Origin of the sequence: Buttiauxella agrestis ATCC 33320, from assembly GCF_000735355.1 — a bacterium.
GTDB lineage: Bacteria > Pseudomonadota > Gammaproteobacteria > Enterobacterales > Enterobacteriaceae > Buttiauxella > Buttiauxella agrestis.
In genome coordinates this window covers 23138-37864 of record NZ_JMPI01000065.1, presented here as the reverse complement: position 1 = coordinate 37864, position 14727 = coordinate 23138, and the positions used below count along the sequence as shown (strand labels likewise).

Sequence of the window (14727 nt, the reverse complement as noted above, 5' to 3'; positions counted from 1 at the left end):
CGACCCCTCCCAACCATTCCCCCGCTAAATATCTTTTGTGACCCCATTCTCTTTTTGCATATTTCACGTTTGCCATTTATATTCATTTTAATGAAGATATAACCATTCAATAAAATGAAGATTAATTATGAGCCGTAGCTTTATCAAGAAAGAAGGCGTCGCCCAGGCGAGCCTGGCACGTTATTTACTGGGTGAGAAAAACGGTAACCGACTGAAGACTATCGACGAACTTGCAACAGAATGTCGGTTCTCAGTCGGGCTGATTCAAGCCGCACTAAAAACTCTTGAGAAAGCGGGGGCGGTATCTGTTGAGCGTCGTGGGCGTAATGGCAGCTATCTGGTGAGCATGGATAACAAAGCCTTATTGGCTTTTGCTGATATTGGCAATGTAGTGTGTGCCATGCCGTTACCCTACACCCGTCTTTACGAGGGCTTAGCCAGCGGTTTGAAAGCGCAGTTTGATGGTATTCCGTTTTATTACGCGCATATGCGTGGCTCAGATGTCCGTGTCGAATGCTTGCTCAATGGCGTTTATGACCTGGCGGTCGTTTCCCGGCTGGCCGCGCAAAGTTATCTTGATAACACTGATGTTTGTATGGCGCTGGATCTTGGCCCGCACACCTACGTCGGAGAGCACAAGCTGATTCGCCGCGCAGGCGATCAACAGATTAAGCGTGTTGGACTGGACTCACGTTCTGCTGACCAGCGCATCATGACCGAGATTTACTTTTCTGGTCAGCCGGTTGAGATACTTGATGTGCCTTACCACGAGTGTATCAACCGCATCGCGAAGGGTGAAATTGATGCCGTCATCTGGAACGTGGGCGGCGAGGCCGATTTGGAATTGCTCGGTCTGGTGGCACAGCCGTTAAACGGTGACCCGCGTTACGTGCAGGCCTCCGAAGCCGTGGTATTAACGCGTGCGGAGGATGTGCCCATCCAGCAATTGCTGCGCACGGTAGTGAACAAAAGTGAGCTGCTTGCCCATCAACAAAGAGTGTTACAGGGTGAGCAGGAGCCAAGTTACTAAGTTTCATTAAGAGGTAAGGGCAGTGGAAGAGCGGCTAAATCTATTGTGTGATGCGGGGATTATCGACCGGGATATTTGCGAAGGTATGCTCGGTGTGGTTGAGCAGCTAGAGAGCGTATGGGCGATCCCGGTGCGAAATGAGCAAGGAGAAATGGCTATCACGCACATGGCGAACGCATTGATGCGCAGCCGCCGTGGCGAGGATATCGGCCCGCTCGACGAAGAATTGCTTGAGGAAATTGTCATGTCGCAGGCCTATCCAGAACTTCTGCCGATTCATCGGGCAATGCTGGCACCGTTTGATGTCACGCTTCATCCCAATGAAGAGGGCTATCTGCTGGCCAACCTGTTTAGCCTTTGGATGGTCAGTAAAAGCTAAATCTTTTTTTATTCGTTCACTGCTTTGCTTTAAATATTCAAAAAAATGATTATTTAGAGTTTTTTGCATCATGGAGTCGAGAGGCAAGGGCATGTTTATTGAAGCACTCAAGGCACAAAATCCGGCGTTGATTGAGACCGCAATAAGGTTATGGCGTCAGGGCGATATTCTGCCAGATACCTGCGTTATCGACGTTGACCAGGTTCTGGAGAACGGTCGTCGTCTGCTGGAAATCGCCCAAAGCCACGGCATCACGCTGTATCTGATGACCAAACAAATCGGGCGTAATCCGTGGATGGCAAAACGACTGATTGAACTTGGTTTTCACGGCACCGTAGCAGTGGATTTTAAAGAAGCCCGCACGCTGCGCAATGCTGAAGTACCCGTCTCGCACGTGGGTCATTTGGTGCAGACACCGACCAGCCTGGTCACAGAAAATGTCGCCGCTTCGACGGAAATGATCACCGTTTTTTCGCTGGAGAAGGCGCGTGAAATCTCGAATGCAGCGCAGCGCTTCGGGCTTATCCAACCCATTATGCTGAAAGTCTTCGATGAGAAAGACAAACTTTATCCGGGGCAGGAAGCAGGATTCCCCCTATCGGATCTTGAGAATACCGTCGCCGCCATCGGCAAAATGCCCGGTGTGAAAATCTCAGGACTGACCCATTTCCCGTGCCTGCTGTGGGATGACGAATTACAGAAAACTCTGCCTACGCAGAATCTGCATACGCTTTTGCAGGCTCGCGACCAACTTCGTAGCCTGGGAATTGAAATCGCTCAACTGAATGCGCCATCTGCGTCAAGTTGCAGCACGTTGCCGCTGCTTGCCGAATATGGTGTGACCCATGCTGAACCCGGCCACGCGCTAACCGGGACGATTCCCGCCAACCAGCGTGGCGACCAGCCAGAACGCATCGCTATGTTGTATCTCACTGAAGTATCACATCAATTTCAGGGGAATAGTTACTGCTTTGGCGGTGGCTACTATCGTCGGGGGCATGCTGAAAATGCCCTGGTTTACCCGGTGTCGAGCAGCGCTCCTTCTCGCGCAAACATATTGCCGATGGATGACAGCAGTATTGATTATCACATCGGGCTGGAAGGTAAATTTCCGGTCGGTGTACCGGTCGTGATGTGTTTTCGCACGCAAGTTTTTGTAACGCGCAGCGATGTGGCCCTGGTTTCTGGAATCAGTCACGGAAACCCAGTGCTCGAAGCGCTGTATGACAGTCTCGGTAACCCCATTTGCGGAGGTCTACGTGAGTAAGTTTGTGGTGGTGGTGATAGACAGTTTTGGCGTGGGCGCTATGGATGACGTTCCGCAAGTCAGGCCTGAAGATATGGGTGCAAATACCTGTGGGCATATTTTGCGGCATTTCCCGCAATTGCGTTTGCCGGTGCTTGAAAAACTCGGCCTGATTAATGCGTTGGGTTTTACCGAAGGCGTCATGCGACCTTCGGTAAACGCAGTTTACGGGACGGCAGCATTGCAACATGAAGGTGGCGATACTTTCATGGGACACCAGGAAATACTTGGAACCCGGCCTCAAGCCCCGCTGCGTATGCCTTTCTCAGAGGTTATTGATGAAGTTGAGCAAGCATTAAAAGCCGATTGTTGGCAGGTCGAACGGATAGGTGATGAGCTGCAATTTTTATGGGTGAATCAGGCGGTTGCGATTGGCGATAATCTCGAGGCCGATCTTGGTCAGGTGTTTAACATCAGCGCTAATTTAAACGCCATCTCTTTCGACGAAGTTCGCGCCATTGGTGAAATCGTGCGTCACTGTGTGCAGGTCGGGCGGGTGATTGCTTTTGGCGGATTACTGGAAAGCAGCCAGCAACTTCTTGATGCAGCCGAAGAAAAACAAGGCACTTATATCGGAATCAACGCGCCGCGATCGGGTGTATATCAGCAAGGCTTCCAGGTTGTACATATGGGCTTTGGCGTGAATGGTCGCGTGCAAGTGCCGCAAAAATTACATGACGCAGGCGTCAAAACGGTATTAGTCGGTAAAGTTGCTGATATTGCTCTTAACCCGCACGGCATCAGTTATCAGAACCTCGTTGATACCCAACAGATCATGGATATCACGCTTGAGGAAGTACAAAAGCCGGGTGATGTTTTTATCTGTACCAATATTCAGGAAACTGATTTGGCCGGTCATGCCCAGGACGTCGCGCGTTATGCTGAGCGCCTGGAAGTGGTCGATACAAATCTTGCGCGCCTGATGAATGCGCTACAACCCGGCGATTGTCTGGTGGTTATGGCCGATCACGGCAACGATCCGACTATCGGCCATAGCAAGCACACCCGCGAAAATGTCCCGCTTCTGGTCTGGCAGCCAGGCATATCCCATTCATACCTTGGCGCCAGAAAAACACTGTCTGATGTTGGTGCAACAGTCTGCGAATTCTTCGCGGCAAGCGCGCCACAAAACGGCACTTCTTTCCTGTCACTTCTCAATACTTCCAATACCGGAGGCAATCATGGCTGAACCGCTGCGAATTGACGCGTCGGGTTATACCTATGCTCACGAGCATCTGCATATCGACTTGTCGTCATTCAAAAACAATATTGATTGCCGCCTGGATCAATACGACCTGATTTGCGCGGAAATGAAAACGCTTTACGGATTAGGCGTGCGCAACATCATTGAGATGACCAACCGCTACATGGGGCGTAACCCGCAGTTTATGCTAGATATTATGCGTGACACCGGCATGAATGTTGTGGCCTGCACCGGCTATTACCAGCATGATTTCTTCCCCGATCACGTCGCCAGTACCAGCGCAGAAAAACTGGCGCAGGAGATGATCGACGAAATCGAAATCGGCATTGAAGGCTCTGAGCTTAAAGCGGGAATCATTGCTGAAATCGGCTCGAGCGTGGACGTCATCACGCCGGATGAAGCAAAAGTGTTTTCTGCCGCGGCGATGGCACACCGTGAAACAGGGCGTCCAATTTCGACGCACACCTCTTTTAGCACCATGGGCCTGGAGCAACTGGCGTTACTCAAAAGCTACGGCGTGGATCTGTCCCGCGTGGTTGTCGGCCATTGCGACCTGAAAGATAACCTCGACAACATTCTGCGCATGATTGAGCAGGGCGCGTATGTCCAGTTCGATACCATCGGCAAAAACAACTATTACCCGGATGCGAAGCGCGTAGCGATGCTGCAAGAAATCGCCAGCCGCGGCTTACTCGACCACGTCATGCTCTCTATGGATATTACCCGCCGCTCGCATTTAAAAGCCAACGGCGGCCTCGGTTTTGATTATTTGCTGACAACGTTTGTGCCTTTGTTGCTGGAGGCGGGTTTCTCTCAGGCCGACGTTGATTTGATGTTACGTGACAACCCCTCTGTCTTCTTTAAATAAGGATTTCCCATGAAAAAGATCGGTGTTGCTGGCTTACAGCGCGAACTTATTAAAAAAACTATCGAGACGTCCGCACCTGACTGCTTTGAAGTGTTTATTTACAACGATATGGAAGCGGCTATGAAAGTGAAATCAGGCCAGCTCGATTACTACATTGGTGCCTGTAATACCGGTGCTGGTGCGGCGCTGTCGATTGCTATCGCCGTGATTGGTTACAACAAAAGCTGCACGATTGCGAAGCCAGGAATTAAGGCGAAGGAAGAGCAGGTCGCCAAAATGGTTGCGGATGGGAAAGTCGCTTTTGGCCTGTCGGTGGAGCATATCGAACATGCCATCCCGATGCTTATTGCTCATTTAAAATAAAGGCAACGCTATGGATTTCTATATTCAGATAGTTGTGGTGGCTTGCCTGACCGGGATGACGGCGCTGCTGGCGCATAAGTCAGCGGCAGTGTTCCACGATGGTATTCGCCCCATCCTGCCTCAGCTTATCGAAGGTAATATGAATCGCCGCGAAGCAGGCAGTATCGCTTTCGGCCTGAGTATTGGCTTTGTGGCCTCGGTTGGGATTTCATTCACGCTCAAAACCGGTTTGCTGAACGCCTGGCTGTTATTCCTGCCGACCGATATTCTCGGGGTATTAGCGGCAAACAGCCTGTTGGCGTTTGGTATGGGAGCTGTCTGGGGCGTGTTGATCCTGACTTGCCTGATCCCGGTTAACCATTTGCTGACAGCCCTCCCGGTGGATGTGCTCGGGTCGCTTGGCGAGTTAAGTTCGCCGGTCGTTTCCGCTTTTGCTCTGTTCCCTCTGGTAGCCATTTTTTACCAGTTTGGCTGGAAGAACAGTCTGTTTGCGGCGTTTGTGGTGTTGATGACCCGCGTGCTAATTGTGCGTTTCTTCCCACATCTCAATCCTGAATCTATCGAAATTTTCGTCGGCATGGTGATGCTGCTGGGGATTGCGATTGCTCAGGATCATCGTACCCGTGATGAACGCGAGCACGATGACGGAGGGCTTTCTGTCTTTGAAGAGCGCACATCGCGCATCATCAAAAACCTGCCGTTTATAGCGATTGTCGGCGGGTTGATTGCGGTGGTTGCCAGCATGAAGATCTTCGCCGGTTCTGAAGTGTCGATCTTTACGCTTGAGAAGGCATATTCAGCCGGTATTACACCGGAACAATCACAAACGCTGATCCATCAGGCAGCACTTGCCGAATTTATGCGCGGGCTTGGGTTCGTGCCGCTGATTGCCACTACGGCGCTGGCGACGGGTGTTTACGCTGTGGCAGGTTTTACGTTTGTCTATGCCGCAGGGTATCTCATTTCCAACCCGCTATTAGCCTTTATTGTGGGGGCGGTCGTGATTTCAGCCGAAGTGTTGCTGTTGCGTTCCATCGGCAAATGGCTGGGACGTTACCCGTCTGTGCGTAACGCATCGGACAACATTCGTAACGCGATGAATATGCTGATGGAAATGGCGCTGTTGGTTGGCTCTATTTTTGCGGCTATAAAAATGGCGGGTTACACCGGCTTTACCATCGCGGCGGCGCTCTATTTCCTGAACGAAGCTTTGGGACGTCCGATTCAGAAAATGGCCTCACCGGTCGTGGCGGTGCTGATCACCGGTATCGTGCTGAATATTCTCTATTATTGCGGCCTGTTTATTCCGGTCTGATTTCTCTCTTTGCCCACGGCCCTGAAGGCCCGTGGGCTTCACGGAGTGCATAAAGTGAAAACCTGGCCTTTGCAGAGCCTGACGATGGAACAGGCGCAGCGTAAACAGTTTCAACTGGTGGATACTATTTGCCGCCATTTTCCCGGCAGTGATTTTCTTAGCGCCGGTGACCTGGGTTTAGTGCCAGGCCTCAATCAGCCGCAAATGACCCAGCGTGTTGAGTCGGTACTGGCAGATTTCTTTGGCGCACCCGCAGCGGCTCTTGTGCAAGGTGCAGGCACGGGCGCAATTCGCAGTGGTTTAGCCGCTTTGTTGAAATCCGGTGGGAGTTTACTGATTCACGATGCGCCGCTTTATCCCACCACTGCTGTCATTGCGGAACAAATGGGCTTGCAGCTTATTCGTGCCGATTTTAATCAGCTTGAAGACGTGAAAAGGGCGATAGAAGAGCACCGTCCGCAAGCGGCACTGATTCAACACACACGCCAGAGCATCAATGATTCGTATCATTTGCAGGAAGTTATCGCCTGTTTTAATCACTACGATTTGCCATCGCTCACGGATGATAATTATGCCGTGATGAAGGTGGAGAGCATGGGTTGTGAATGTGGGGCCACTCTTTCGACTTTCTCGTGTTTCAAGCTTTTCGGCCCGCCGGGCGTTGGCGTTGTGGTTGGGGCTGAAAAGGCTGTGAATGCTGTACGCCAGAGTATGTATTCAGGCGGTAGCCAGATTCAGGGTTTCCAGGCCATGGAAGCATTACGCGGATTAGTGTTCGCACCTGTTATGCATGCGGTTCAGGCTCAGGTAAACGATAGTCTGGTCGAACAACTCAATACGAGCAGTATTGCGCAGGTTAAACAGGCGTTTATCGCCAACGCGCAATCGAAAGTTTTGTTGGTTGAGTTTCACCAACCGATTGCAGAAAAAGTTCTGGCGAAAGCACAGCAACTGGGCGCATTACCGTATCCGGTGGGTGCTGAGTCGAAATATGAAATCCCGCCGCTTTTTTACCGGGTGTCAGGTACTTTCCGTGAGTCTGACCCAACGCTTGAACAGCGCATGATTCGTATTAATCCAAATCGCAGTGGTGCAGAAACGGTATTGAGAATATTGCGTGAAAGTTGTGAAGGTATATAAAAAAACACCCTCATAAAGAGGGTGTCACATATTTAATGTGGCTTGTTTATTTTGATTCATCCGCAGGGCCACAGCCGCCGATAATTCTTGAGATAGAAATTGCTGGGTGAAGAAGATAATCATAACCACAGTTTTTGCTTTTGTTTTCAATGTGACCACTACATGCGGTCAGCGTTGAGATAACGGCGAATAATGCGGTAATTTTCACAAGCTTAATCATTGATATTCCCTATCATAATTGGATTGGACTATTTGGATATATAAAAAAGGCTACTCAGTATATGAGAAGCCTTAATTATTGCTAAGTCCGAAACCAGACAGAATATGGGCGAAATTTATGTTGATTATTAGTGATTTGAAAACCAGTTTAATTTTTCGCGTAATGCAACGACGCTGCCGACAATAATAAGCGCAGGGCTTTCAACCTGGGTTGATAATTCACCCAGTTCACTTAAAACACCACTCACAACCCGCTGTTTAACCGCAGTGCCATTTTCGACCAGCGCGACGGGCATTTGAGCCGACATTCCATGCTCAATGAGTTTTTCCTGAATGGCGGGTGCCTGGTTCAAGCCCATATAAAATACCAGCGTTTGTTTTTCAGCAGCCAGATTTTGCCAATCCAGTTCGCCGCCTGTTTTAAGGTGGCCCGTCACCAGACGCACGCTTTGCGCGTAATCGCGGTGAGTTAACGGGATGCCTGAGTAAGCGGAACAGCCAGATGCCGCAGTAATTCCAGGTACCACGGAGAACGGAATGCCGCCTTCGCACAAGGTTTCCAACTCTTCGCCACCTCGACCAAAGATAAACGGATCGCCACCTTTTAAACGCACCACGCGTTTACCGCTTTGCGCTTCACGCAGCAGGATCTGGTTAATCTCTTCTTGTGGGACGCAGTGATAACCCGCGCGTTTACCCACAAAGACGCGGTCCGCATCGCGACGCACCAGGTTCATAATGTCATCTGATACCAGACGGTCATAGACCACTACGTCAGCCTGTTGGATTTGCTGTAATCCTTTGAGCGTCAACAACCCGGCATCCCCAGGACCTGCACCGACCAGCACCACTTCGCCACGATGATCGAGTGGTGTGGCGAACATGGATTCGGTTTCTTTGTCGATAGCTAGTTTGTCTTCGTTCGCTAAATATTGTGCAAGGCGATCGTTGGTGAAGAACTTTTCCCAGAAGCGACGGCGCTCGCCCATGGTTTTGAAATTGGCTTTTACCCGGCCACGCAGCGTCCCGGCATAAGAGGCAATTTTCCCCAGATGCAGCGGCAGAATAGCTTCGAGTTTTTCGCGTAGCAGACGAGCAAGAACAGGGGAGGTGCCACCGGAAGAAACGGCAACCATCAACGGTGAGCGGTCGATAATTGATGGCATGATGAAGCTTGCCTGTTTTGGTGCATCAACCACGTTACAGAAAATACGGCGGGATTCAGCCGCATCGCTGACTTGCTGATTGACTGCATCGTTGTCTGTGGCGGCAATGGCCAGCCAACAAACATCGAGCAGTGCGGGATTAAATTCACCCTGAGCCAAAGTTATCATGCCCTGTTCCGCCCACACATGGAATTGCGGGGAGAAGTCCAGGGCATTAACAGTGACCAGTGCACCTGCCTCCATCAACAAACGCGCTTTACGTTCTGCAACATCGCCACCACCAACAAGCAAACAGGCACGACCTTGCAATTGACAAAATATAGGCAGGTGATCCACGGGTAATCCTCAAAAATTAATGACGTGCAGTCTCCGGCGTGGCGATTCGCTCAGGCTGTGGACGCTCGGATTTCGGAGTAGCATACCAATAACCCAGACCCATGAATACTACGCCAGAAAGGGTATTCCCAAGCGTTACCCACAGAAGGTTGTGACCGATACCAGCCATCGTGTACGCATCGCTGTGATGACCAAACCAGGACAGGGCAAACAGCGTCATGTTCGCGATGGAGTGCTCGTAACCTGAAGCGATAAACGCCAGCAGACACCACCAAATTGCGATGAATTTAGCCGCGCCTTCAGTGCGGACAGCCATCCAGATTGCAAGGCAAACCAACCAGTTACACAGTGCGCCTTTGAAGAACAACACCATTGCAGGAGCAGAAGTTTTTGCCAGCGCTGCGGTGTGAACCAGGCTGGTATCTAACGGCAGCAGGCTACCGCCGCCCCACTTGTAAAGCAGAGCAACAAACACTGAACCTACCAGGTTACCTAACCAGGTTTGCGGCAAAATACCCCACATCTGACCGTGAGAAATTGTGCCCGCTTTCACACCGAACGTCAGGAACATAGTGTGTCCGGTGAATAGTTCAGAGCCTGCGATGATGACCAGCGTCAGGGCGATACCGAAAGTCGCACCCATAACCAGCGGGCGAAACGCTGGGTCAACCAGGTTCCCCAGTGTGAAAATCAGGATGATGCCAAGCCCTACATAAGCCCCCGCCATTGCGGAGCTAATCCAGAAACCAAGCGGGTTATTTTTTGACAATCGGGCAATGCGAGCGGCATTCGCCGCACATTTATTAATGGTATCGGTGAACATTTTTGTTATCCCAACAAATTGAAAGAAAAAATAAATAACTGAAATTTCTCCCTCACCCCGGCCCTCTCCCTGAGGGAGAGGGGGAAAACCGAGTTAATTCCCTCTCCCTCAGGGAGAGGGTTAGGGTGAGGGTTGTTTTAATACTTAAGCTTTAATCTGAACCTGGCCGTCTTGTACGCGCGCTGGGTAGTGCGCGATTGAGCGGCTCTCGTCTTCCATGCACAGTCCGTCTCGCAGTCTGAAACGCTGCTTTTTCAACGGGCTGGCAACCCAAAGTTCATTCTGGTGCTCGGCAATCAGGCCACGCGACAGCACGCTCGCTTCAAAGAACGGGTCAATGTTGCTGATGGCAAACACCTGGTCGTCGTTGCGCGGACGGAAAATCGCAATTTGCTTATTGCCCACTAGCGCACAAACTCCGGTAGCGGGCAGGATGTCGTTTAACTGGCAAACGGTAGTCCACTGGCTCATACATTTTCCTCCACTTCTTCTACCAGGGTGACCGGGATACGCTCGTATGGCGTTGCCGGGCGATGCTGCTCACGCTCAGGGACGATTTGTACATTCGGATCGCGCACCGGGCTGTTGATGAAGTGCTTGAAGCGAACCTGAGCTTCCGGGGTATTAACCGTTTCAGTCCACTCGCAAATCACTTTTTCGCGCAGACGTTCCAGCTCGGCTTCGAGCTGATCGTTCAGGCCCAGTTTGTCTTCGATGATGACTTTTTTCAGATACTCGATGCCGCCTTCCAGGCTATCTAACCATGGAGCGGTACGCGTCAGTTTGTCGGCGGTACGGATGTAGAACATCATGAAACGGTCGAGATATTTGAGAAGCGTTTCGCGGTCTAAATCTGCGGCCAGTAAATCGGCGTGGCGAGGTTTCATGCCGCCGTTACCGCACACATACAGGTTCCAGCCTTTTTCAGTCGCGATGATGCCGACGTCTTTACCCTGTGCTTCCGCACATTCACGAGTACAGCCCGATACACCGAACTTCATTTTGTGTGGAGTACGAATACCTTTGTAGCGGTTTTCCAGCTCAACACCGAAGCCAACGCTATCGCCAACGCCGTAACGGCACCAGGTGCTGCCGACGCAGGTTTTCGCCATGCGCAACGCTTTTGCATAGGCGTGGCCCGTTTCAAATCCGGCTTCAATCAGCTGACGCCAGATTTCTGGTAAATCGTCTTTCTGCGCACCAAACAGGCCGATACGCTGGGAGCCGGTGATTTTGGTATAGAGATTGTATTCGCGTGCGATACGCCCGACTTCCATCAAACCTTCCGGTGTGATTTCTCCGCCTGCGGAACGTGGAATGACAGAGTAAGTCCCGTCTTTCTGAATGTTGCCGAGGAAGTTGTCGTTAGTGTCCTGAAGCGGCGTGTGCTGTGGTGCAAGCACATAGTCGTTCCAGCAAGAGGCCAGCAAAGAACCGACGGTCGGTTTACACACTTCACAGCCGTAGCCTTTGCCGTATTTTTGCAGTAGCTCGTCGAAGGATTTAATGCCTTCCACACGAATCAGGTGATACAGCTCCTGGCGAGAGAACGCGAAGTGCTCGCACAGATTATGGTTAACTTCGATGCCTTGCTTGCTCAGTTCGGCATTCAAAACTTGAGTGATCAAAGGAATACAGCCGCCACAGCCGGTGCCGGCTTTTGTTTCTGCTTTCAATGCAGCGACAGTATGGCAGCCGTTGTTGATGGCTTTAACCAGATGACCTTTAGTGACATCAAAGCAGGAGCAGATTTGCGCGCTGTCCGGGAGTTTATCAACACCAATTGCCGGCTTACCGGCGCTGGCATGTGCAGGCAGAATCAGCGCGTCCGGGTTTTCTGGCAGTTCGATGTTATTCAGAACCAGTTGCAGAAGGTTGCCGTAATCGCTGGTATCGCCGACCAGAACAGCGCCGAGCAGGGTTTTGTTGTCAGCGCTAACAATCAGACGCTTATAAACTTCTTTGCTTTCGTCGAGATAAACATAACTGCGGCATTCCGGGGTGCGACCATGCGCATCACCAATCCCGCCCACATCCACCCCGAGCAGTTTCAGCTTGGCGCTCATATCAGCGCCTTCGAAGGCGTTTTCTGTACCGAGCAGGTGGTCAGCTGTGACCTGGGCCATTTTGTAGCCAGGGGCGACCAGGCCGAATGTGCGGTTGTTCCAGCTCGCGCATTCGCCGATAGCGTAGATGTCTGGATCAGACGTCTGGCAGCTATCATTCACCGCGATACCGCCGCGTTGCCCTGTTGCCAGGCCGCATTGTGTTGCCAGCTTATCGCGTGGACGGATACCGGTGGAGAAGACGATGAAATCTACTTCCAGATCTGTGCCGTCAGCGAAACGCATGGTCTTACGCGCTTGCGTACCTTCCTGCACGATTTCCAGCGTATTTTTGCTGGTATGTACGCGCACACCCATGCTCTCAATCTTATTGCGCAGCTGCTCGCCGCCCATGCGGTCAAGCTGTTCGGCCATCAGCATTGGCGCGAATTCAATAACATGCGTTTCAACGCCGAGGTTTTTCAGCGCGCCTGCGGCTTCAAGGCCGAGCAGGCCACCACCGACCACGGCGCCGCGCTTGCTGCGGCGGGCACATGCTTCGATAGCGTTCAAATCTTCAATGGTGCGGTAGACGAAACAGTCTTGTGTTTCGGAGCCTTTAATCGGCGGGATCCACGGGTATGAACCGGTCGCCATGACCAGTTTGTCGTAATACACGGTACGGCCAGTATTCGAGTGAATGACTTTTTCCTGGCGGTTAATGGTGATGGCGCGTTCGCCAACCAGCACTTTTACACCGTGTTTCTCATAGAAACCGTCACGAACAAGGGATAATTCTTCAGCGGTATGATGGGAGAAATAGGAAGATAAATGCACGCGGTCGTAGGCTTTGCGTGGCTCTTCACAAAAAACGGTGATATCGAATTGGCCTGGCTGGGCTTTATCAAGTAAGTCTTCGATAAAGCGATGGCCGACCATGCCATTACCGATGATTGCGATTTTGACTTTGCTCATAATTGCCTCAATTTCTTTTCTATTACTGCCTACCTTAACGATTCAGCAATGGCGATTATTGATACAAATCAAATACACCTTTATATACCTCTTAATGGGTATATTGCTGATTTTAGTGGGTTTTTATAAGTGACGGAAATGTTTAGCTATTCACTGGAAGACAATAAATGCCCTGATTTTGCCTGGTCGTGCTATGAAATAGAGGCAGCTAATCAACAAGGGGTGGGTATGAGCAAGTTGGCGTTGGAGTTAATTCAGAATGTGCGTCTGGTCGGGCGTGAAGGGTTGTGGCAAATAACCATCGAAAATGGGCGCATCAACGCCATAAAACTTATGGATGATATCCAGCCGGAGAGCGAGCAGATTCTTAACGGGCGAGGCGGTCTGGCGATCCCGCCATTTATTGAGCCTCATATTCACCTTGATACTACGCAGACCGCGGGCCAACCGAACTGGAACCAGTCGGGCACTTTGTTTGAAGGCATTGAACGTTGGGCTGAACGTAAAGCACTTCTGACGCACGAGGATGTGAAACAACGCGCCTGGCAGACGCTGAAGTGGCAGATTGCGAACGGTATTCAGTATGTTCGCACGCACGTTGATGTTTCAGACCCGACGTTGACTGCGCTAAAAGCGATGCTGGAAGTGAAGCAAGAAGCCGCGCCATGGATTGAGGTGCAAATCGTGGCGTTTCCACAAGAAGGCATTCTTTCTTATCCCAACGGTGAAGCCTTGCTTGAAGAGGCGTTGCGCCTCGGAGCTGACGTAGTGGGGGCGATCCCGCATTTTGAATTTACCCGCGAATATGGCGTGGAATCGCTGCATAAAGCTTTCGCACTGGCGCAGAAATACGACCGCCCGCTGGATATTCACTGTGACGAAATTGACGATGAGCAGTCGCGGTTTGTCGAAACCGTTGCCGCTCTTGCGCTGCGAGATGGCATTGGCGAACGTGTTACCGCCAGCCATACCACGGCGATGCACTCTTACAACGGCGCTTACACCTCGCGCTTGTTTCGTTTGTTGAAAATGTCTGGCATTAACTTTGTCGCTAATCCGCTGGTGAATATTCATCTGCAAGGTCGGTTTGATGATTACCCGAAACGTCGGGGCGTCACGCGCGTCAAAGAGTTACTTGAAGCAGGCATTAACGTTTGTTTTGGTCATGACGACGTGTTTGACCCGTGGTACCCACTGGGGACGGCCAATATGTTGCAAGTGCTGCATATGGGGCTGCATGTCTGCCAGATGATGGGGTATCAGCAGATTGACGAAGGGTTAAAGCTGATTACGGAAAATAGTGCGCGCACATTCGGGGTGAAAGAGTACGGGATTACTGAGGGAAATGCGGCGAACCTGATTATTCTTCCGGCGGAAAACGGCTTTGATGCTGTGCGCCGTCAGGTGCCGGTGCGCTGGTCAGTGCGGGAAGGGAAAGTGATTGCGACCACGCAATTGTCACAAACCTGGGTGATGTTGGACGATGCTGAAGAGATAAAATACGGCGGGTAAGCACCCGCCGTAAGTTTTTTTCGCTCTGATAAACGCAGTGCTATGC

The 14727-nt window shown here is 51.2% G+C and carries 14 protein-coding genes; 9 read left to right on the top strand and 5 right to left on the bottom strand.

Annotated elements, in window-relative coordinates; translation table 11 throughout:
* Window positions 1-127 precede the first annotated feature (127 nt).
* The 8 genes from yhfZ (at window position 128) to GBAG_RS18770 (ending at window position 7605) form a co-directional block, all read left to right on the top strand.
* Entirely contained in the window at window positions 128-1030 is a 903-nt protein-coding gene (yhfZ, locus tag GBAG_RS18805) for a GntR family transcriptional regulator YhfZ (protein ID WP_034499118.1), read from the top strand.
* Window positions 1031-1052: 22 nt separating this feature from the next.
* Complete coding sequence (locus tag GBAG_RS18800) at window positions 1053-1409, top strand: hypothetical protein (protein ID WP_034499117.1); 357 nt, start codon at window positions 1053-1055, stop codon at window positions 1407-1409.
* Between the two features lie 91 nt (window positions 1410-1500).
* Complete coding sequence (locus GBAG_RS18795; RefSeq protein WP_034499115.1) at window positions 1501-2676, top strand: YhfX family PLP-dependent enzyme; 1176 nt, start codon at window positions 1501-1503, stop codon at window positions 2674-2676.
* The gene (locus tag GBAG_RS18790; protein ID WP_034499114.1) at window positions 2669-3904 is read left to right on the top strand and encodes a phosphopentomutase; all 1236 of its coding nucleotides are present in this window, start codon (window positions 2669-2671) and stop codon (window positions 3902-3904) included. The genes GBAG_RS18795 and GBAG_RS18790 overlap by 8 nt, the downstream gene beginning before the upstream one ends.
* Complete coding sequence (locus GBAG_RS18785) at window positions 3897-4787, top strand: phosphotriesterase-related protein (protein ID WP_034499112.1); 891 nt, start codon at window positions 3897-3899, stop codon at window positions 4785-4787. Before GBAG_RS18790 ends, GBAG_RS18785 begins: the two co-directional genes overlap by 8 nt.
* Before the next feature lie 9 nt (window positions 4788-4796).
* On the top strand, window positions 4797-5150 hold the full coding sequence (locus GBAG_RS18780; RefSeq protein WP_034499110.1) for a DUF2620 domain-containing protein: 354 nt from the start codon (window positions 4797-4799) through the stop codon (window positions 5148-5150).
* A 10-nt stretch (window positions 5151-5160) separates the two neighbouring features.
* Entirely contained in the window at window positions 5161-6465 is a 1305-nt protein-coding gene (locus tag GBAG_RS18775) for a YhfT family protein (protein WP_034499109.1), read from the top strand.
* A gap of 54 nt (window positions 6466-6519) precedes the next feature.
* Window positions 6520-7605, top strand: a complete 1086-nt coding sequence (locus GBAG_RS18770; protein WP_034499107.1) for an aminotransferase class V-fold PLP-dependent enzyme — start codon at window positions 6520-6522, stop codon at window positions 7603-7605.
* Between the two features lie 46 nt (window positions 7606-7651).
* Here GBAG_RS18770 and GBAG_RS22400 read toward each other — a convergent pair whose 3' ends face one another.
* The 5 genes from GBAG_RS22400 to nirB form a co-directional block, all read right to left on the bottom strand.
* On the bottom strand, window positions 7652-7825 hold the full coding sequence (locus GBAG_RS22400; RefSeq protein ID WP_034499105.1) for a YhfL family protein: 174 nt from the start codon (window positions 7823-7825) through the stop codon (window positions 7652-7654).
* Window positions 7826-7952: 127 nt separating this feature from the next.
* Window positions 7953-9326 carry a siroheme synthase CysG gene (gene cysG, locus GBAG_RS18760; RefSeq protein WP_034499103.1) on the bottom strand — a complete coding sequence of 458 codons (1374 nt, stop codon included), beginning with the start codon at window positions 9324-9326 and terminating at the stop codon, window positions 7953-7955.
* 16 nt (window positions 9327-9342) lie between these two features.
* On the bottom strand, window positions 9343-10149 hold the full coding sequence (gene nirC / locus GBAG_RS18755; protein WP_034499100.1) for a nitrite transporter NirC: 807 nt from the start codon (window positions 10147-10149) through the stop codon (window positions 9343-9345).
* A gap of 144 nt (window positions 10150-10293) precedes the next feature.
* The gene (gene nirD / locus GBAG_RS18750) at window positions 10294-10620 is read right to left on the bottom strand and encodes a nitrite reductase small subunit NirD (RefSeq protein ID WP_034499097.1); all 327 of its coding nucleotides are present in this window, start codon (window positions 10618-10620) and stop codon (window positions 10294-10296) included.
* Entirely contained in the window at window positions 10617-13169 is a 2553-nt protein-coding gene (nirB, locus tag GBAG_RS18745) for a nitrite reductase large subunit NirB (protein ID WP_034499094.1), read from the bottom strand. Before nirB ends, nirD begins: the two co-directional genes overlap by 4 nt.
* A 228-nt stretch (window positions 13170-13397) precedes the next feature.
* Here nirB and GBAG_RS18740 point away from each other — a divergent pair, with 228 nt between their 5' ends.
* Complete coding sequence (locus GBAG_RS18740) at window positions 13398-14681, top strand: cytosine deaminase (protein WP_034499091.1); 1284 nt, start codon at window positions 13398-13400, stop codon at window positions 14679-14681.
* Window positions 14682-14727: the final 46 nt, after the last annotated feature.

Excerpts from the sequence above, each read along its gene's own strand:
- yhfZ (WP_034499118.1), top strand. The coding sequence starts at position 128 with ATGAGCCGTAGCTTTATCAAGAAAGAAGGCGTCGCCCAGGCGAGCCTG.
- GBAG_RS18795 (WP_034499115.1), top strand. The coding sequence starts at position 1,501 with ATGTTTATTGAAGCACTCAAGGCACAAAATCCGGCGTTGATTGAGACC.
- GBAG_RS18785 (WP_034499112.1), top strand. The coding sequence starts at position 3,897 with ATGGCTGAACCGCTGCGAATTGACGCGTCGGGTTATACCTATGCTCAC.
- GBAG_RS18780 (WP_034499110.1), top strand. The coding sequence starts at position 4,797 with ATGAAAAAGATCGGTGTTGCTGGCTTACAGCGCGAACTTATTAAAAAA.
- GBAG_RS18775 (WP_034499109.1), top strand. The coding sequence starts at position 5,161 with ATGGATTTCTATATTCAGATAGTTGTGGTGGCTTGCCTGACCGGGATG.
- GBAG_RS22400 (WP_034499105.1), bottom strand. The coding sequence starts at position 7,825 with ATGATTAAGCTTGTGAAAATTACCGCATTATTCGCCGTTATCTCAACG.
- nirC (WP_034499100.1), bottom strand. The coding sequence starts at position 10,149 with ATGTTCACCGATACCATTAATAAATGTGCGGCGAATGCCGCTCGCATT.
- nirD (WP_034499097.1), bottom strand. The coding sequence starts at position 10,620 with ATGAGCCAGTGGACTACCGTTTGCCAGTTAAACGACATCCTGCCCGCT.
- nirB (WP_034499094.1), bottom strand. The coding sequence starts at position 13,169 with ATGAGCAAAGTCAAAATCGCAATCATCGGTAATGGCATGGTCGGCCAT.
- GBAG_RS18740 (WP_034499091.1), top strand. The coding sequence starts at position 13,398 with ATGAGCAAGTTGGCGTTGGAGTTAATTCAGAATGTGCGTCTGGTCGGG.